General features: G+C 61.2%; 16 protein-coding genes. 2 read left to right on the top strand and 14 right to left on the bottom strand.

From position 1 onward, the window contains the following. Positions 1-181 precede the first annotated feature (181 nt). Positions 182-847, top strand: a complete 666-nt coding sequence (locus IB265_RS31180) for a TetR/AcrR family transcriptional regulator (protein ID WP_192495692.1) — start codon at positions 182-184, stop codon at positions 845-847. Between the two features lie 70 nt (positions 848-917). Here the strand turns inward: IB265_RS31180 and IB265_RS31175 are convergent, their stop codons facing one another. The 6 genes from IB265_RS31175 to IB265_RS31150 form a co-directional block, all read right to left on the bottom strand. Then, complete coding sequence (locus tag IB265_RS31175) at positions 918-1,991, bottom strand: ABC transporter ATP-binding protein (RefSeq protein ID WP_192495691.1); 1,074 nt, start codon at positions 1,989-1,991, stop codon at positions 918-920. Next, positions 1,988-2,815, bottom strand: coding sequence for a carbohydrate ABC transporter permease (locus IB265_RS31170; RefSeq protein ID WP_057255169.1), 828 nt, complete (start codon positions 2,813-2,815; stop codon positions 1,988-1,990). The genes IB265_RS31175 and IB265_RS31170 overlap by 4 nt, the downstream gene beginning before the upstream one ends. Next, complete coding sequence (locus IB265_RS31165; RefSeq protein ID WP_057255168.1) at positions 2,812-3,714, bottom strand: carbohydrate ABC transporter permease; 903 nt, start codon at positions 3,712-3,714, stop codon at positions 2,812-2,814. The genes IB265_RS31170 and IB265_RS31165 overlap by 4 nt, the downstream gene beginning before the upstream one ends. Positions 3,715-3,915: 201 nt before the next feature. Continuing rightward, the gene (locus IB265_RS31160; protein ID WP_192495690.1) at positions 3,916-5,148 is read right to left on the bottom strand and encodes a sugar ABC transporter substrate-binding protein; all 1,233 of its coding nucleotides are present in this window, start codon (positions 5,146-5,148) and stop codon (positions 3,916-3,918) included. 59 nt (positions 5,149-5,207) lie between these two features. Then, the gene (locus tag IB265_RS31155; RefSeq protein ID WP_192495689.1) at positions 5,208-6,110 is read right to left on the bottom strand and encodes a sugar phosphate isomerase/epimerase; all 903 of its coding nucleotides are present in this window, start codon (positions 6,108-6,110) and stop codon (positions 5,208-5,210) included. A 10-nt stretch (positions 6,111-6,120) separates the two neighbouring features. Continuing rightward, complete coding sequence (locus IB265_RS31150) at positions 6,121-7,155, bottom strand: Gfo/Idh/MocA family protein (protein ID WP_082616221.1); 1,035 nt, start codon at positions 7,153-7,155, stop codon at positions 6,121-6,123. Between the two features lie 137 nt (positions 7,156-7,292). Here IB265_RS31150 and IB265_RS31145 point away from each other — a divergent pair, with 137 nt between their 5' ends. Next, positions 7,293-8,309, top strand: coding sequence for a LacI family DNA-binding transcriptional regulator (locus IB265_RS31145; RefSeq protein WP_057255164.1), 1,017 nt, complete (start codon positions 7,293-7,295; stop codon positions 8,307-8,309). Between the two features lie 57 nt (positions 8,310-8,366). Here the strand turns inward: IB265_RS31145 and IB265_RS31140 are convergent, their stop codons facing one another. The 8 genes from IB265_RS31140 to IB265_RS31100 form a co-directional block, all read right to left on the bottom strand. Continuing rightward, the gene (locus IB265_RS31140) at positions 8,367-9,695 is read right to left on the bottom strand and encodes a sigma-54 dependent transcriptional regulator (protein WP_192495688.1); all 1,329 of its coding nucleotides are present in this window, start codon (positions 9,693-9,695) and stop codon (positions 8,367-8,369) included. Next, positions 9,671-11,488: an ATP-binding protein gene (locus tag IB265_RS31135; RefSeq protein WP_192495687.1), complete on the bottom strand. Its 1,818-nt coding sequence runs from the start codon at positions 11,486-11,488 to the stop codon at positions 9,671-9,673. The genes IB265_RS31140 and IB265_RS31135 overlap by 25 nt, the downstream gene beginning before the upstream one ends. A 144-nt stretch (positions 11,489-11,632) precedes the next feature. Further along, positions 11,633-12,913, bottom strand: coding sequence for a dicarboxylate/amino acid:cation symporter (locus IB265_RS31130; RefSeq protein ID WP_113133398.1), 1,281 nt, complete (start codon positions 12,911-12,913; stop codon positions 11,633-11,635). Positions 12,914-12,976: 63 nt separating this feature from the next. Beyond that, positions 12,977-14,395 (bottom strand): aspartate ammonia-lyase, encoded by a 1,419-nt coding sequence (aspA, locus tag IB265_RS31125; protein ID WP_113133397.1) that lies wholly within the window; start codon positions 14,393-14,395, stop codon positions 12,977-12,979. Between the two features lie 693 nt (positions 14,396-15,088). Beyond that, a complete protein-coding gene (locus IB265_RS31120) occupies positions 15,089-15,415 on the bottom strand; it encodes a GYD domain-containing protein (RefSeq protein ID WP_057255159.1) in 327 nt (108 codons plus the stop codon). A gap of 336 nt (positions 15,416-15,751) precedes the next feature. Next, complete coding sequence (locus IB265_RS31110) at positions 15,752-17,050, bottom strand: ABC transporter permease (protein ID WP_192495686.1); 1,299 nt, start codon at positions 17,048-17,050, stop codon at positions 15,752-15,754. Continuing rightward, positions 17,047-17,733: an ABC transporter ATP-binding protein gene (locus IB265_RS31105; protein ID WP_192495685.1), complete on the bottom strand. Its 687-nt coding sequence runs from the start codon at positions 17,731-17,733 to the stop codon at positions 17,047-17,049. Before IB265_RS31105 ends, IB265_RS31110 begins: the two co-directional genes overlap by 4 nt. Before the next feature lie 2 nt (positions 17,734-17,735). Then, complete coding sequence (locus IB265_RS31100; protein WP_192495684.1) at positions 17,736-18,200, bottom strand: hypothetical protein; 465 nt, start codon at positions 18,198-18,200, stop codon at positions 17,736-17,738. Positions 18,201-18,242: the final 42 nt, after the last annotated feature.

The following is an 18,242-nucleotide window of genomic DNA, read 5'->3' as shown; positions in this document are numbered from 1 at the left end:
TAATCGCTCATAACAAAATGTACGAACTAGTACGTATGTCAAGAGGAGTCTCTTGAAAGACCCCTGCAACCTCAATATGACTTTCAACGGAGGCGAGATGACGAGTCCCTGTGGCCCGCCCGTTTCGAATTGGTTTTATTGAGAAAATTTCGGTTAACGCCGGAGGAGTGACGACGAAAGAATGGTGGGGCGGGCTGAGGCAAGTCGGAAGAACGATCCGGAACGGACCAAGGAAGACATCCTTGTCGTCGCCACGGAGGAGTTCTCGACGCATGGTCTGGCTGGCGCGCGGGTCGATGCCATCGCGGAGCGGACCCGCACCTCCAAACGCATGATCTACTATTATTTCGGAGGCAAGGAGGGACTTTACCTCTCCGTGCTGGAGCGCGCCTATCGCAAGATCCGCACACTTGAGGAGGATTTGAAGCTTGCAAGCCTTGCGCCGGAAGAGGCGCTGCGCACCCTCATCTCCAGTACGTTCGACCACGACGAGGCCAATCCCGATTTCGTGCGATTGGTCAGCATCGAAAACATCCACCACGCCGCACATATGCTGCGTTCGGAAGCGATCCGCGATCTGAATGTCTCGGTCATCGAGACGATTGCCGGCATTCTGGAGCGCGGTATCGCTGAAGGCGTATTCAAGCGAAAGGCCGACCCGATCGACGTGCACATGCTGATCAGTGCCTTCTGCTTCTTCCGGGTCTCCAACCGCTATACGTTCGGCACGATCTTTCGCCGTGACCTCTCAGAGCCACATACGATCGGCAGGCATCGGACCATGATCGCCGACGCCGTTGTTAGCTATCTCAAAGAAGCGGACGGGAATGCGCTGGTGCGTCCCTGAGCCACTGGCAAGGGCCAGCCGGACGCATATCGAAGCAACCCACGCGCTATAGGGCGGTCAGTATCTGCCCTCAGCCCGGCAAACGCCGTTCGGTATCTGCGTCGAAAAGATGAATGCTGGCGGGTGCAAAGTTCAGTCCGACCCGATCGCCGGCTTGCGCCTGCGATCGCCCGTTGAAGACTACCGAAAGCTCAGGCGTCGTTGCCATGGTCAAGAAGCATGTCGCCCCGGTCGATTCGACCAGCGCCACCTGTACCGAGACAACGCCCTCATCCGCCGGGGCAAGCTCGATGTTCTCCGGGCGCAAGCCAACGACCAAGGCCCGCCCCGGCTGCACGGCGCGTTCGAGAGAGACCGTTTGCTTCATACCGAGATCGAGAATGATCGACCGGCCATCCGGACCGCCGACTGCTGGCAGAAAATTCATGGCCGGAGATCCGATGAACCCGGCCACAAACTTGTTGTCCGGCCGGTCATAGAGCTCAAGCGGGCTGCCCTGTTGTTCGATGACGCCATCGCGCATGATGACGACATGGTCCGCCATCGTCATTGCCTCGACCTGGTCGTGGGTGACATAGACCGAAGTGGCACCCAAACGGTCGTGCAACGCGCGGATTTCCTTGCGCATATGAACGCGAAGCGCTGCATCAAGATTGGAAAGCGGTTCGTCGAACAGAAACGCCTTGGGATGGCGGATGATCGCCCGGCTCATCGCCACCCGCTGGCGCTGACCGCCGGAAAGCTCACGCGGATAGCGTCCGAGCAGGTTCGTAAGCCCGGTCACTGCAGCGACTTCATTGGCCGCCTTCTTGCGGTCAGCCTTGGCAACGCCCTTGATCCGCAGGCTGTAGGTGAGGTTCTCCTCGACCGTCATGTGCGGATAGAGCGCATAGGATTGGAAAACCATCGCCACGTCACGCTTGCGCGGCGGCATCGCGTTCATGACCTCGCCGGCGATTTTCAGGGTGCCGGACGATATGCTCTCCAGGCCGGCCAGCGACCGCAGCAGTGTCGACTTCCCGCAACCGGAAGGGCCGACAAGCGCCGTGAAGCTGCCTTTGCGGATCGAGAGCTCGATGTCCTTCAATGCATGATAGGCACCATAATACTTGTTGACGTTGGTCAGTTCGATCTGGGCGGTCATTTGAGCGCTCCCGAGGTAAGGCCAGAGACGATGCGGCGTTGCAGGAGGACGAAGATGGCGAGGATTGGCGTCACGTAGATCGCCGCATAGGCCATGATATTGTTCCATTCGTTGGTGTTCGGTCCCATGAAGGAATTCAGTCCGACACTTGCCGGCTGCAGCTCCACCGCCTGGATCATCGACTTCGAATAGACGAACTCTCCGAACGCCTGCATGAAGATCAGGATGGCGCTGACAAGGATGCCGTTTCGTGCCAGCGGCAGGACGATGTTGAAGAAGGCGCCAACCCTCGAGTTGCCGTCAACGAGGGCGGCTTCCTCCAATTCCTGCGGCACGCTCATGAAGGTCGCGCGCACCAGAACCACGAAGAACGGCATGCTTTTCGCCGCGATCGCAAGGATCACCGCAAGGCGGGGATAATTGAGCAGCCCGATCTGAGAGAAACCCACGAAGATCGGCGTGACCATCAGTGAGGCCGGAAGCACCTGCAACATGAGAATGAGGAAGAGCCCGATATCGACCCAAATGTTACGATAGCGCGCCAGCACATAGGCGCAGCCGACACCGAGTACGGTGATGACACTGACCGCTCCGCAAGCGATGACCAGAGAATTCCAGATGTACCGGCCCATGTTGCGGCCTTGCCAGACGTTGCCGAAGATCTGCCATTGGGGATCGGTCGGCCAGAAGGTCGGCGGAGTGGCAAACATCTCCGATCCCGATTTGATCGTGGTTATGTACATCCAGTAGAGGGGAAACAGATAAATGCCGGCGAGGATGATCGCGATTGCGAGCAGCAGACGGTCGCGGGTTTGATGGCTCATCCGCGCACCTCGTGCCGTGTGGAGCGCACGTAGACGACTGAGGCGATCATCACGAAGACGATCATGATCACCGAAATCGTCGCGCCCTTGGCGAAATCGTACTGTCGGAACGACAAATCCCAGGCCCAGTATTGTGTGACGTTCGAAGCATTGTTCGGTCCTCCCGAGGTGATGGCGGCGAAAAGATCGAATTGCTGCAGCGTGAAGATCAGACCGAGCGCGATGATGGCCCCGATGGATGAGCGCATCATCGGCAAGGTGATCGTCCAGAAGCGCTGCCAGACATTGGCGCCGTCCAGTTCGGATGCCTCATAAAGATCCCGTGGGATCGACGACAGGCCAACGGACAGAAGGATCATGTTGAAAGATGTGCCGAGCCAGATATTTGCGATGATGACGGCCCAGAGCGAAAAGCCGGGGTCCGAGCGCCAGAAGATATTGCCGTCGATGAGGCCGGTTTCACGCAGGATAAAGTTGAGCACGCCAAAGTCGCCCGAGAGGATCCAGTTCCAGATCGCACCGACCACAAGACCGGGCATCACCCAGGACACTAGGAACAGACCCCGCAGCCACGAGGCGCCCGGAAAATTCGTCCAGAAGAACAATGCCAGGCCAAAACCTACAAGAAACTGACCCGCGATCGAGGCGACGACGAAGGTCGCGGTATTGACCAGGATCGGCCACGTTTCCGGCTGAGCGAACAGATCACGGTAGTTCTTGAGGCCGACGAAAGGGCGCCAGAAGCTCCCGAGGCTGAACATGTCGACCTCCTGGAGGCTCATGGCGATATTGTAGAGTAGCGGAAGACCGGAGAGCGTGAGCAGGAACGCGAGCGGCAGGCCGACAAGGCCGATATCGAAGCCGCGACCATCGATCATGCTGGATAGAAAGCGTTTCATGAGCTCCTCCGCCGCCAAGGCGCCAGCATATACCGCTCGCACAACCCGGCCTGCAAACTAGAACGACCAGAAGCACGCCGGCCTCGCCGGCATGGTTTTGCGGTTTTTCCGCCCGAGCGCCTCAAGCGGATTAAGCGCTTGTGAAAGGCGGCCGGCTGTTCCGGTCCGTCCGGAAGCCTGCAGGCCGCCTTGCCAGAGGCTTTAGCCAAGGACTGCCTTTATCTTTTCAGCCGCCTGGTCGAGGGCATCTTTCGACGTCATCTGCCCGGTCAAGGCCGCCTGGATTGCGTCCTGGATGGCCTTGGAGATCTTCGGCCATTCCGGATGGGGTCCACGGGGCTTTGCGAATTTGAGCTGCTCGATGAAGACCTTGAGGGCCGCGTCCTTCTGCGGCACACCAGTCTCAGGGATGGCAATATCGGATCGGGCGGGCAGCTGTCCGAAGTCCTTGAACATGCGGACGTCCTGGGAGGCGAAGTATTCGAGCACCTTGAACGCCTCGGCGGGGTGCTGCGTGTTGGAGAAGATCGCCCAGTTGAAATCGCCCATGGCCGACGAACGCTCCGCACTGGCCTCGGGCACCGGCAGCAGCGCCACACCCCAGTCGAACTTCGCTTCGCTCACCATTCGGTCGAGCTCCCACGGACCGGAGATCGCCATGGCGGCATTGCCGGAGTTAAAGGTGCCGGTCGAATCCCACTGTCCGCGGGTCAACGTATCCGGCGAGGCCAGTTTCTCGGTTATGATGGTTTTCCAGATGTCGAGCGCCTTGACGGCACCTTCCGAGTTGATGTGCTCGTAGCTGCCGCCGGCCATCTGGACCCAGGGCAGGAACTGGAATGTCCCCTCTTCATTGGCCTTGGCCGAGAAGGCGAGCCCGTAGACGTTCGCCGAAGGATCCGTCAGCTTGCGAGCCGCATCGACCAGTTCATCCCAGGTCTGCGGCGGCTTGCTCGGATCGAGCCCCTTCGCCTTGAACATGTCCTTGTTGTAGTAGAGCGCAATCGTGTTCGTCGCTTTGGGAAGGCCATAGTTCTTGCCGTCCCACATGGTGGAGGCAAGAGGTCCCGGAAAATAGTTCGAGGTCTTCACCACGGTCGACTTTGCGATCATGTCGGTTAGATCGAGGAAGGCGCCGCGTGACGAAAAGAGCGCATGTTCCGGATTGTCGATGGCGATGATATCGGGTGCCTGCCCGGTCGAATAGGCACGCATCGCCTCACTGACGACATCGTCGAACTGGATCTGGCGATATTCGACCTTGATGCCCGTGTTCAGCTTGTTGAAGTCCGATATCAGGTTCGGTGCGGGCTGGATGTCGCGATCGAGCGACCAGACGTTGATCGTGACATCTTCCGCCTTGGCTGAAAGTCCAAACAGAGAGACACCTGCAAGGGCGAGAGCGCCCAGGATTGCGGATCCGCGGATAGCCATTTTCTCCTCCTTTGGTTATCCCGATGCCGGCATCCTCCATGCCGGCCGACATGCACGTCTCAGGCCGGGTCGATGACGAAGTCGCCACCCCGGCAGGTCTTAAGGTAATTCAGGCCATGGACCTGGCCGGTCATCTCCAGTTCGTCGCGATAGACCGGGTCATGCCAGCCTTCGATATCGATCGAGCCGGACCAGCCGGCCAGCCGAAGTTCGGAAATCACGTCGGTCCAATTGGTGTCGCCGAAGCCGGGCGTGCGCATGAAGACGAATTTCTCCTTGCCGAAGATCCCGTGTTCGCGGATGACGTCCCAACGGATCGTGGCGTCCTTGCCATGCACGTGAAAGATCTTCTTTGCCCATTTGCGGATCTGCGGCAGCGGATCGATCAGATAGACCATCTGATGGCATGGTTCCCATTCGAGCCCGATATGATCGTCCGGCGTCTCATTGAAGATCAGCTCCCAGGCGTCCGGATTGTGCGCGATGTTCCAGTCACCGCTCTGCCAGTTGCCGTCCATGGCGCAGTTTTCAAAGGCGATCTTCACGCCCCTGTCGGCTGCGCGCTTTGATAGCTCTGACCAGATTTTCCGGTAGCGCGGCAGACTGTCGGTCAGCGGCTTGCCGCGAAGACGGCCGGTGAAACCGGCGACGCAGGTGGCGCCGAAGTGGTGGGCGTTGTCGATGCAGTCTCGCCAGCCCTGGAGGGTCTGTTCGTCAATCTCTGTCGTCTCCAGCGGATTGCCGAACATGCCAAGGGTAGACATGGTGATGTCGCGGTCGCCGATTGCCGCCACGCAACGTTTGCCAAGTTCGGCAAGATCCTGGCCGTTGGTCGTCTGCCAGAAGAAGGGCTCGAAACTCTCAAAGCCCATGTCGGCGATCTGGCCGATGCGCCTGTCGGCGCCGCCCTTGGTGGCCGGGATCATCGTGCCGATGCGAATGGATTTGCTGGGGTTGGTCAAAATGGGCTCCCTAGGCTGCAATGGTAACGCGTTTGCCCTCGCGCGCGCTGTCGATCGCGCCGAAGACCATGGCAAGGCTCTTGATGTTGTCGCTGCCGTCGGTTTCCGGCACTGTTCCCGCATCGATCGCGCGGATGAAACGCTCGATGACGCTCGTGTGGCCGTTGGTGTCGGCACTGTCTTCGGCCTCAGGCACTGCGATCGCCTCTACGGCACGCAGGAAACCTTCGCTGCCTGTGACGACATTGGCCTCAAAGCGCTCGCCGCCATCCCAAAGCAACGTGCCCTTCGAACCTGTTATGCGCCACGCGCTTTCCCAGCTCGTGTTCGCGCCTTCAGCACACCAGGAACCGCGATAGGTGAAGGCAACGTTGTCGGAAAACTCGAAGATCGCATTGGCGGCGGCGCCATGGCGATACCAGGAACCCTCAGGATTGTATTCGTGGCAATAGACCGCGAGCGGTTCCTTGCCGGACATGAAGCGCGCTGCGTCGAAGGTGTGAATGGCCATGTCCAGAAGCAGGACATTGTCCATCTGCTCGCGAAATCCCCCGAAATGCGGACCGAGGAAGAAGTCGCAATGCAACGCCGTCAGCTCGCCCAAGGCGCCGGACTGGATGAGGCGACGGATGCGACGGACACCACCGATGAAGCGGCGGTTCTGCACGATGGCGTGAACGCGCGAGGCCGCGGTCGCAAGCCGGCGCAATTCGCGCGCCTCATCGAGCGTGGCGGCCATCGGCTTCTCGCTCAAAACGTGGCAACCATGCGCAAGACCGGCAGCGACCACCGCGCGCCGCGCCGCAGGAACGACGATGTCGAAGAGCAGGTCCGCCCGGCTTCCGCGAAGAACCTCCGTCAGGTCCGTACCGATCAGGATGTGGCCAAGGTGGAATTCTGCGGCGAGCGCGTCTGCGGTCGCCTGATTAAGATCGACAAGGCCGACAATCTCTACCTTCTCTCGAAGAACTTTGCTCTGCGTCAGAGCTCTTAGCCACCCTTTGGCCATAGCTCCGCACCCACACAAAACGGCCCTGTGTCTCACGTGATTTCCTCCAAGAAACGGAAGCGGCAACTCCTCAATTGGCTTCCGTAAACGTTTACGATACTATGCGGCAACGGGTTTTTATGTCAAGAGGTGAGAAAATGACCAATCGCGGGTCTGGGGAGGAACGCGGAAAAATGAAGGGGATTCGCGAACTTGCCGAACACCTCGATATTTCTATCGGCACGGTATCGCGCGCGCTGAACGGCAAGCCCGACGTCAACGAGGAAACCAGAAAAAGGGTTCTTGAAGCAGCAGAATCCCTTGGTTATGTCGCCAATCAATCAGGCCGTGCGCTCAGGAAGGGCGCGACCGGCGTCATCGGCTTCATGATGCAGACCGGCTCCGAAATTACCGGTCAGGGTGACACCTTCTTCATGAGCGTCTTCGACGGTGTTCAGACCGTCTTTGCCCGTCACAAGCTCGATCTTGTCGCCCTGCTCTGCTCCTCCGAGGAGGATCCCAACGACTATTTGAAACGCGTGGTTGCGCGTGGGTTTGCCGACGGCATCATTCTTTCGGCGACCCGGCGCCACGACGCTCGTTTCGAACTGTTGGCCAAACGCAAGATCCCGTTCATCACGCTTGGACGAAGCTTGACGGATGTCGGTCAGCCCTGGCTTGATCTCGATTTCGAGGGCATGGCCGAGGCGTCCATCGATCGGCTCGTCTCCCGCGGCCACAAGCACATCGCCGTTACACGACCGCACGACGACATGAATCTCGGCTACGTTTTCGCGGATCAGTGCCGGGCGACCCTCGCCCGACACGGGCTTCACCTCGACGAGCGTCACGTTTTTCGTTCAACCCCGAACGAGGCGGGAGGATACCAGATCGCCCGCGAACTGAGCGCGCTTGAGGACCGGCCAACGGCAATCGTGCTCATCAACGAAGCAATCACTGTCGGCCTTTATCGGGGGCTTGTCGAAGCCGGGATAAAGCCCGGGCGAGACATGGCGATCATCGGACGCCAAAGCCCGCATTCGCAATTCCTGTCGCCCCGTCTGACATCCTTCAGTCTGTCGCTGCGCGACCTCGGGATTGCGCTTGCCGAGTCCCTGCTTGCAACGATGCCAGCCTTTGCAGATTACTACCCGGCGAGGTCTGAGCGATTTCTCTGGCCCATGGCTCTCGTCCCCGGCGAAAGCGATTGAGCAACATTCGATCTTAAGGATATAACCACACCGCAACCCAACGCGGATGGACCAGCATCACGACAAGCCATACTTACGGATCTTGTCATGCAGGGTCGCCTTCGGCACTAGCAATTCCTCGCTGACGCGGGCTAGGCTGTTGCCGTTGCGGCCGAGGGCTTCGGCGATAAGGGCACGCTCGAAGGCTTCGACGGTTCGCGCCAGCGGCCGAGGGGCGGTGCCTGTCGCCCCACCAAAGGGCGGGAAGCCGGCTGCGATCCCCAGCACGCAGCGCTCGGCGACATTGCGCAACTCGCGCACGTTGCCGGGCCAGTTGTAAGCGAGCAGACATCGCGTGCGTTCGGCGTCAGGCGCGAGCACGGGGCGCTCGTGGCGTGATGCAGCCTGCAGAGCAAAATGCTCGAACAGGAGACCGATGTCCTCGCGCCTTTCGCGCAAGGGCGGCAAGGGCAGTGTCGCGACGTTCAGGCGATAATAGAGATCAGCGCGGAATTCGCCTTTTTCGGCAAGTACTGCCAGATCGACTTTGGTCGCAGCGATGACACGGCAGTCGACGAGGATCGGGGTGTTTGACCCGAGACGCTCGAGCGTGCGTTCCTGCAGCACCCGGAGCAGCTTGACCTGCATGGCCATCGGCATGCTTTCTATCTCGTCGAGAAACAGCGTGCCGCCATTGGCGTGCTCGATCTTGCCGATCCGGCGCTTGGCGGCGCCGGTGAAGGCTCCAGGCTCATGGCCGAAGATTTCGCTGTCGAACAGGTTCTCAGGCACGCCGCCGCAATTGATGGCGACGAAATTGCCGCTACGCCTTGGGCTCGCATCATGCAGGCAGCGCGCGACGAGCTCCTTTCCGGTCCCGGTCTCGCCCTGAATCAGCACGTCGGCTGCGCTATTTCCAAGCTCGCCGATGAGATGGCGTACGCGCTCGATGGCAGCAGAATCTCCGATGATGCGGCTGGCGGTCGATTGCCTGTTCTCAAGTCGCGCGCGCAATTCGCGCACCTCCAGCCTCAGCGTGCGTTTTTCCAGCGCCCGCCGCACAATCTCAACGAAATAGTCGGGCGAGAACGGCTTCTCGATGAAGTCGTGCGCTCCGTCCTTCATCGCCTGGACCGCCAGAGAAACATCGCCATGGCCAGTCATCAGGACCACCGGCAGGTCGCGATCCTGCCGTAGGAGGTCATGCATGAGAGCCATGCCGTCATCGCCCGGCAGGCGGATGTCGGTGACGACGACACCCGGAAAATCCGCAGCAACGAGCTGCCGTGCCTTTTCGGCACTTTCGACCGCCAAGACCGCCATGCCTTCGAGCTCGAGCGTCTGCTGACAGCCGAGCCGGACGTTCGGTTCGTCCTCGACGATCAGGACCTTGAGGTGGTCGCCCATGGCGTTTCTCCGATATCGGCTGCGGGAAGAGCGACGGTGAAAACCGCGCCGCCCTCGGGATGGTTCGCCCCCGACAGCGTTCCACTGAAATGGTGCACGATTTCCAATGAAATGGCCAAGCCGAGCCCCAATCCCCTGTTGCTTTCCTTGGTCGTGAAGAATGGCTCAAAGAGGTGCTCGCGCACGTCTTCCGGCAGACCCGGCCCATTGTCATGGACCTCCACGATCACGCGCGTCGCCTCGCGCCGGCCGCGAATGCGCAACATGGGCGCCGCAATGCCCTCGATCGCATCCAGCGCATTGGCAATCAGGTTGACCATGACCTGCTCCAGGCGGTTGGCGTCGCAGAGCGCCGTCATTTCCGCCCCAATCTCGGTGGTTATGGTCACGTTTGCGCGGCGCAGGCGCTGGTCGAGCAGGAACAGCGCGTTGTCGACGGCGCGTCGGACATCGACCGGGCCCGGCATGCCGGAGGATTTGCGGGCGAAGGACTTGAGCTGGTTGGTGAGCGTGCCCATGCCATCGACGATGCTGCCGATGCGGTCCAGATTGCTTTCGGCGGTCGCGATGTCGCCGCGACGGAGGAATTTGACCGCATTGCCGGAAAGCGTGCGTAGCGCTGCCAGAGGCTGATTTAATTCATGGGCAAGGCCTGCGGAAATCTGACCGATCGTTGCCAGCTTGGCAGCATGGACGAGCTCGTCCTGCGCCGCGCGTAGCGTCCGTGTCCGCTCCTCCACCTTGCGTTCGAGTTCGTCATGGGCGCGCTGCAACGCCTCTCGCGCCCGCAGCCGGTCGCGCAGATGCCGCCGCCGCTGGTCGAGCAGCACCAGCAAGATGCCGACGAAGGCACTGGCGATCGCCGCCAGCGCGGCGCGTGTCCAGGCGATAGCCCTGACCTCGCCGGCGGGCGAGAGCACGGTCAGCGACCAGCCAGTGTCGCCCATGGGAGCAGTCTGCGCCAGAAAATTGCCGGACAACTTGGAGCCGCCGTCGACGTCCGACGGCAGAGCAAGCCGCACGAGGACAGCATTTTCATCGAAAGCCTCCTCACGCGTCAGGCCGAGCGAGGGAAGCGGGCGGGCGTTATATTGCAGGCTGCGCTCCAGCCGCCGCCTTTCTTGATCCGGCAACGGGCGCAGCGTCGTGAATTTCCAGGATGACACTGACGCGAGGATGACGACACCGTTCTGATCAGTGACGATGACGGGCACTTCGACGGTCGCCCAGGACTGCTCCAATTGTTCAAGACTGACCTTGACCACGGCAACGCCTACAACCTCGCCATTCGCGAGCAACGGCGAAGAGAGATAGTAGCCCGGCTCGCCGCGGGTGATACCGATGCCGAAGAGCCGGCCGGGCCGGCCCCGCATGCCATCTGTGAAGTAGGAGCGGTAGGACAGGTCCTCTCCGATAAAGCTGTCAGGTCGGTTCCAGTTGCTGGTAGCAACCACATGTCCTTGCCGGTCGAGCAGATAGATAGACAGCGTGCCCGCCCGGTGGTTGAGCTGTTCGAGGTAGCGGTTGACGGTGTCGGTGAGCGGTTTTCCGCGCGCGACCAGGTCGATTACGTCCCGCTCCAGTCCAAGCGTCGCCGGGAAGTAGGCGTATTTGTCGATCTGCCTGTTCAGGCTGGTGGCGTAGACTTCGAGGCGTTGGGTTCCCGTTCTTTGCAACTCAGCGAGCCCCAGGTTCTCGCTGACGCGAAAGCCGGCAATGCCGGCGGCAAGCGCAATAGCGACGAGGCCGGGCAGCAGCAAACCGTATTTGTGAATGAAAGAGGCGATCGACATGGGAACGAATGGAAGCGGATGCACACGCCGCAACGGTGTTGTTGTTGATCCGGCTCCCTACCACATCCGATGAGACCGAGCGAGCGTGCGGGAAACTGCCCGCCTTCTCAAGGGAAAGCGGGCAGACTGTCCTTGGGCGTCCTGCTATTCGGCTGCGGCCAGTCTTCCGCGTGTGCGCTCTTCCGTTTCGTCAGGAATGTCGAGCGCGTTTTCCCACTTGGCGACAACTGTGGTGGCAATCGCATTTCCGAGCACGTTGGTGGCGGTGCGCCCCATGTCGAGGAAATGGTCGATACCCATAATCAACAGCACGCCCGCCTCCGGCAGGTTGAACATCGGCAGAACGGCGGCGACAACGACCAGCGCGGAGCGCGGCACACCGGCGATGCCCTTGCTCGAAACCATGAGGACCAGCAGCATGACGATCTGCTGTTCCATTGTGAGCGGCAGGCCGTAGGCCTGCGAGATGAAAAGAGCGGCAAAGGCTGTATAGATCATCGAGCCGTCGAGGTTGAACGAATAGCCGAGCGGCAGGACGAAGCCGATGACACGCTCCTTCACGCCGAAGTCTTCCAGCTTCTCCATGACGCGCGGGTAGGCCGCTTCGCTGGAAGCGGTGGAAAAACCGACAAGCATCGGCTGGCGCACTTCCCTGACCAGTCGGAACACGTTCGCGCCGAGCACCAGGAATCCGGCGCCGACTAGCACGGCCCAAAGCACGACGAGCGTTGCGTAGAAGCTGCCGACGAACTTGCCGTAGACCATCAGGATGCCGAGACCCTGGACGGTGACGACGTTGGCGACGGCAGCAAAGACGCCGACCGGTGCGAAACGCATCACATAATCCGTCACCTTCAGCATGACCGGGACGGCGCCTTCGATGACCTCGATCAGGGCTCGAGCCTTCGTGTCCTTCAAGCTGCCGAGGGCGAGACCGAAGAATACCGAGAAGACGAGAATCTGGAGGATCTCGTTATTCGCCATCGCCTCGAAGATGTTGCGGGGGAAGACGTGGGTGATGAAGTCCTTGAGATTGAGCGAGGAGGTCTTCAGGTCAGCAGAGGCCGAGACATCGGGCAACGGCACGCCAACATTGGCGCCGGGCTGGAAAAGATTGGCGAAGACGAGGCCGATTGCCAGCGATGCGAGCGACGCCATCAGGAACCAGCCGAGCGCCTTGCCGCCGATACGGCCGACGGTCCGGGCATCGCCCATGCCAGCCATGCCGGCGACGAGGGTCGTGAAAATAAGCGGCGCTATGATCATCTTGATCAGCCGCAGGAAAATGTCGGTCACCATCGCGAAATAGCCGGCGATATCCTTCGCCACGGCCGGGCTGCCCGAGAGCACGTTGCAGCCGTAGCCGACGACAACCCCCAGGATCATTGCGATGACGATCCAGGTCGTCTGCTTGTTTATCTTCATGATAATCTCCTTCCTCCCCCGCCCGGTCCATCCGGGCGGTTTTTCAGTCAACAGATGGGTGGTTCAGCTGCGCGCCGTGATCGGGCGCGGCTGGGTCAGCGCCTCGGGGCGCAGGACTTCGGCGAGCGCTTCGGCGGTCATCAGCCCGCGCGCCTCCACGAGTTCGGCGACACCCTTTCCGGTTCGGTGCGCCTCCGCCGCGACTTCGGTCGCATTGGCGTAGCCGATGATGGGGTTGAGCGCGGTGACGATGCCGATCGAACCCAGCACGCTCGCCTCCAGGCGCTCGCGGTTCGCGGTGATGCCGTCGACGCACTTGTCGGCGAGGATCAGGCATCCCCGGCTGAGGTGGCCGATGCTCTTGAACAGGCTGTGGGCGATGATCGGCTCGAAGGCGTTGAGCTGCAATTGGCCCGCCTCGGCCGCAAAGGTCACCGTCAGGTCGTTGCCGATCACCTCGTAGGCGATCTGGTTGACGAGTTCAGGGATCACCGGATTGACCTTGCCGGGCATGATTGAGGAGCCAGCCTGGCGCGGCGGCAGGTTGATCTCCCCGAAGCCCGCCCGCGGTCCGCTGGAAAGCAGGCGAAGATCGTTGCAGACTTTGGAAAGCTTGACCGCCACGCGCTTCAAGACGCCCGACAGCTGGACGAAGCTACCGCAATCCTGTGTGGCTTCGATGAGATTGGGCGCAGTGATCACGGGCACGCCGCTATCCTCCGCGAGCAACTGGCAAACCAGAGCCGCATAATCGGGATGGGCGGTGATGCCCGTGCCGATGGCAGTCGCGCCGAGATTGATCTCGCGGATCAGTAGTGCGGCTTCGCGCAGCCGCTGCTCGTCCTCGCCAAGCATCACCGCGTAGGTGGAGAACTCCTGCCCCAACGTCATCGGCACTGCATCCTGCAGTTGGGTCCGCCCCATCTTGAGGATGTCGTGGAATTCGTCTGCCTTGCGTTCGAAGGCTGCGCGGAGATAGGCCATTGCATCGATCAGGCGGAAGATCCCGCTGTAGGTCGCAAGCTTCAGCGCCGTCGGATAGACGTCATTGGTTGACTGGCCGAGGTTGACATGTTCGTTCGGGTGCAGGCGCCGGTAGTCGCCGCGGGCGTGGCCCAGGAGCTCAAGCGCCCGATTGGCGATGACCTCGTTGGCATTCATGTTGGTGGACGTACCGGCTCCTCCCTGGATCACGTCCACCACGAACTGATCGTTGAGCGCGCCGGCCTCGATTTCGTGGCAGGCGGCAACAATCGCCTCGGCCCTCTCGGCATCGAGCTGTCCCAGCTCCATGTTCGCCCGCGCCGCCGCCATCTTGATCTGCGCGAGCGCGCGGATCAGATCCGGATAGTGTGAAATCGGAATGCCGGTCACCGCAAAGTTTTCGACGGCGCGCAGCGTGTGAACGCCGTAATAGGCGTCCGTGGGGACCTCACGGTCCCCGAGCAGATCATGCTCTGTACGGCTCAAGGCAACAGTCATCGGGCGTTTTACTCCTCTCCATCCACCCGCTGCCGAGCGAGTGTCACCTGAAGAGAGCAACAGGCGTGCCAATTCGAGCGGGCCCGAGCCGTGCCGCTAAGTCATTGAAGTCAAACGTTGCGGTTTGCCGAGCCATTGGGCAATGTTCGGATTTCCGAATGGAGAATAGCTTGCGCGTTCGGTGTTCCGAATGATCCAACCCCATTTAGTGACGCCACCGCCATGAACCGAGCGGCGCATGGCCTGGACGTCGCTCCCGCGGATGCATCTGAGGCGACCCCGCTTGCAACTACTTTCCTCGCCACCGGGCGGTCATCGTGATTGGCAAGGCAAGTGGCTGGTAACCCTGCAAATTATCTCTGCCAACGCGAGCCACGGGCCGAGTAAATCTACCGGCCGCTATAGCCTGTTGTTGGCTTGGTTTTATCGCCCGATCGGCTGACCGGCGCAGACAGGCAATTGGTGACCAGTTCCGGTCGATACATTATGCGATGCTAGAAGCACATAACGGGGTCATCGCTCGTCTACGAGTCAACTTCGTGCATGAACATCGGATAATTTGCGATCAGCGGCCACTGTCGACCCATTCTCGACTCTTCTTGCCTCCAGCGTTATTCAAAGACAGCTTGCGCCGGCGACGGAGATACGCACGAAGCACGCATCTCAACATGATGGCAAGCAGTGGGTCGCCGCCTACGCTGCCGGTGGACGATACCGAATTGACTTTGCCTTTTCCAAGGCTTCGATCGTATCGTCGACGCTGAGCAGAACAGTGGTCTCAATAGAACTGAGCGCGCCTCCTGCGCCAATAGAAAGGGCGACTGCCGCCATCGATATATTATCAGGCGCCTCCCACAGATTCCAACCATCATGCTCGCCAAAGGCGTACCAGAACCCATGGAGCTTTCCGCCAACGGATTCAATGTAAGTGCGCGCCGCCTCTCGGCGATCCTCGGGGTTTTCGATCATTCGCGCCCACGTTTCGGGCGTGTAGCTGAAGCGCGTGAGATAAATGGCCATGATTTGTCTCCTCCGCCAGAACAACACAGTTAACGCTCAAGGCGAGGAAAACGCGAGTCATCCAATGTGCGGACTTGTCGTAGTCAACGGTTTCAACTTCGCAGTTTCTGGGCTTGCGGCGGAAAGCCCCAGATAGCGGACGTTGGCGATCGCGCAAATCCAGCGCGCGATAGGCAAAACTCGAATGACGGGCGATCACCAGGAGGCCTTGAACTTTGGAAAATCGGTGATGAGGTCTTCCGCGAGGCCGTCGGCGAAATACCCCTGCGCCGCATCGCTGCTCAGGGTGGCAAACGGCAGCACTGGTAGTTCGAACGCGGCAATGATTACGAGACGTCAGGCCCTCAGCGCCGTTGCCGGGCTGAGACGCAGGGCCGAGAGCGCCGGCACGATCGATACCAGCACAGCCAGAACCCCGAACCAGGCGGCCAGCGAAACATCCTCGCGGGCGAACTCCACCGGCATTCGGATGGCCGTCGTGGCGGTGACGGAGGCCGAGATCAATTGCGCCGCGCCATAGCCGATGAGAATGCCGAGACCGAAACCGGCGAGGAAGAGCAGGAAGAGTTCACCCCAGACGATGGCGACGACCGCGCGTCCTGGAGCGCCGAAGGCCCTGAGAGCGCCGATCTGCCGCTGGCGGGCGCCGACATGCATGATCGTGACCAGAAGGATGGCGGCGATGACGATGACTTGCGTGCCGATGGCGATCGCCAGCAGCAGGCTGCGCACATCACCGAGCGTGGCGTAGAGACGGGTCAGCACTTCGGCGGGGAAGACGGCGAGCGTGGTCTCACCGCGATACTCCTGGCGCAGGCGATAGGCATCGGCGACCGTCTTCGGCTTGACGAGAACGGCGGGAATGCGGGGCGTATCGGTATCGAAATGCTCGTCGAGCGCCGCATCGCCCTCGACATGCGTTTCGCGGTCGCGCTCGTCTGCGGCCGAGCGTTCGGATGCTTCGCTGGCATGATGATGATCGGTCGCCGCGGTACCTTCGGTCACGTGGTCATGGGCGTGTCCGCCGTCCCCAGCCATACCGTGCAGTTGCCAGACAGCGCGGATCGGCACGAGGATCGCCCGGTCCCAGGCGGTGCCGGTCGGGGCCATGCGGCCGGTGACCTCGTAGACGAGCTCGGTGTGGGCATGACCGCCTTCGTCGGCTGCACCATGCATCGGCTTGATCTGTGCGCCCAACCGCTTCGGCACGTCCGAGCCGATCACCGCATCGCCGAGGCGAGCGAAGATCGCACCCTCAGCGAGCGTTGGCGAGAGAGCCGATACGAGTTGGACGGTTGTGCCGACCACCGGATAACCATCGGCGGAATCGCCGAAGCCAACCGGGGCGGCGAAATCGACGCGCGGGTCCTCGGAGAGTTTGGCCAGCACGCTGCCGGACATCAGCGGCAGCGGCGAGGGCTGGAGGAAGACGGCCGAGAGGGTAAGCTGGGTTTCGCTGCCGGCGGCGCCGACCAGCAGATCGAAATTTTCCGCCGCCCGGGCGCTGCCGAGCCTGACGGCGCGCTCCTGCAAGGTAACGGTGACGCTGAGCGCGACGGAGAGCGCTATCAGCACGATGACGGCAAGCGCACCACCCTTGAACCGGCGAAGATCGGCGAGGATGAAACGGATCACGCAGCGCGCGCCTCCGCGCTGTCTTCGACGATGCGGCCGCCGTCGAGGCCGATCCGACGGTCAAGCCTATCCACCAGGGCCGGATCGTGGGTGACGACGACGAGTGTGGCGCCCTGCTCGCGGGCGAGCCGGACGATCAGCTCGGCCACCTCGTTGCCTGTGCGTCGGTCGAGGCTGGCGGTCGGCTCGTCAGCGACGATCACGCCAGGTTTTGACAACAGTGCCCGTGCCACCGCGATGCGCTGCATTTCGCCGCGCGACAGGGTCTCGATGGGTTGGTTCGGGCGAGCGATGCCGGTGGTTTCGAGAAGATGCAGCGCCCGCTCGCGCTCGACCGGCGTCAGGCGGCGGGAGAGCCGGACCGGCAGCACGACATTCTCGAAGGCCGAAAGGCCGGGGAAAAGATGAAAATCCTGCATGACGAGGCCGATATGCGCTGCGCGGAAGGCATCGCGGCGTCCGGCCGAAAGGCGGGCGATGTCCGTCCCACCCCAGGAAACGGAACCGCTGGTTGCGATTTCAAGCCCCGTGATGACGTTGACCAGCGTGCTTTTGCCGGAGCCCGAAGCGCCGGTGACTGCAAGCCGACCACCGGCCGGAAGGTGGAGCCGGTCGATGGCGAGCACCGGCGCGTCGAGGCCGGGAAACCGCATCGTGAGGCCGGAAATAGCGAGCGCCAGCATCGTCAGACCGTATTGAATGCGGCTTCGCGCAGGCGAAGCTGGCTGACGAATCCGGTTTCCGGATCGATCCATGAACCATATTCCAGTACGCCCTGCGCCTCGATCGGTGCGTTGAATTGCACGAAGGTCTGCTTGCGGGCGAGATAGACGACAACGATATTGTCCGGCCAGTCCGCGTCGGAAGAGCAGAAGGGGCAGAGCGACATCGGAATTTCGGTGAGCACGAAGAAATTCGCTTCGGCCTTTAAAGGCGGCGCCATGAAGCCTTTTACGGTGACGTCCTGGCCATTCAGCCGCTTCACCTTGTCGGAAAACTCGAGGCCCAGCACGCCAAAGCTCTTGTAGAGCTCTTCGAAGCCAAGCGTCTCCTCCGCCAGCGCCGGGCGGGAGAGGGACAGGAGGGGCAGGGCCGCGAGCGCGCCGAGCACCCGCCGTCTGTTGAAAAACCTACGGGTTTCTTCGGTCATGGCCGTGCTTTCCCTCTTCATTCGCAATCATGCGGACAGGCG

It is taken from the genome of Ensifer sp. ENS10 (genome assembly GCF_014852025.1).
Classification (GTDB): Bacteria; Pseudomonadota; Alphaproteobacteria; order Rhizobiales; family Rhizobiaceae; genus Ensifer.
The sequence above is the reverse complement of the archived record's forward strand: the minus strand, read 5'-3'. Positions and strand labels throughout refer to the sequence as shown.

Coding starts and splice junctions, on each gene's coding strand:
- IB265_RS31180 (WP_192495692.1), top strand. CDS start 182: ATGGTGGGGCGGGCTGAGGCAAGTCGGAAGAACGATCCGGAACGGACC.
- IB265_RS31175 (WP_192495691.1), bottom strand. CDS start 1,991: ATGACCGCCCAGATCGAACTGACCAACGTCAACAAGTATTATGGTGCC.
- IB265_RS31170 (WP_057255169.1), bottom strand. CDS start 2,815: ATGAGCCATCAAACCCGCGACCGTCTGCTGCTCGCAATCGCGATCATC.
- IB265_RS31165 (WP_057255168.1), bottom strand. CDS start 3,714: ATGAAACGCTTTCTATCCAGCATGATCGATGGTCGCGGCTTCGATATC.
- IB265_RS31160 (WP_192495690.1), bottom strand. CDS start 5,148: ATGGCTATCCGCGGATCCGCAATCCTGGGCGCTCTCGCCCTTGCAGGT.
- IB265_RS31145 (WP_057255164.1), top strand. CDS start 7,293: ATGAAGGGGATTCGCGAACTTGCCGAACACCTCGATATTTCTATCGGC.
- IB265_RS31140 (WP_192495688.1), bottom strand. CDS start 9,695: ATGGGCGACCACCTCAAGGTCCTGATCGTCGAGGACGAACCGAACGTC.
- IB265_RS31135 (WP_192495687.1), bottom strand. CDS start 11,488: ATGTCGATCGCCTCTTTCATTCACAAATACGGTTTGCTGCTGCCCGGC.
- IB265_RS31130 (WP_113133398.1), bottom strand. CDS start 12,913: ATGAAGATAAACAAGCAGACGACCTGGATCGTCATCGCAATGATCCTG.
- aspA (WP_113133397.1), bottom strand. CDS start 14,395: ATGACTGTTGCCTTGAGCCGTACAGAGCATGATCTGCTCGGGGACCGT.
- IB265_RS31120 (WP_057255159.1), bottom strand. CDS start 15,415: ATGGCCATTTATCTCACGCGCTTCAGCTACACGCCCGAAACGTGGGCG.
- IB265_RS31105 (WP_192495685.1), bottom strand. CDS start 17,733: ATGCTGGCGCTCGCTATTTCCGGCCTCACGATGCGGTTTCCCGGCCTC.
- IB265_RS31100 (WP_192495684.1), bottom strand. CDS start 18,200: ATGACCGAAGAAACCCGTAGGTTTTTCAACAGACGGCGGGTGCTCGGC.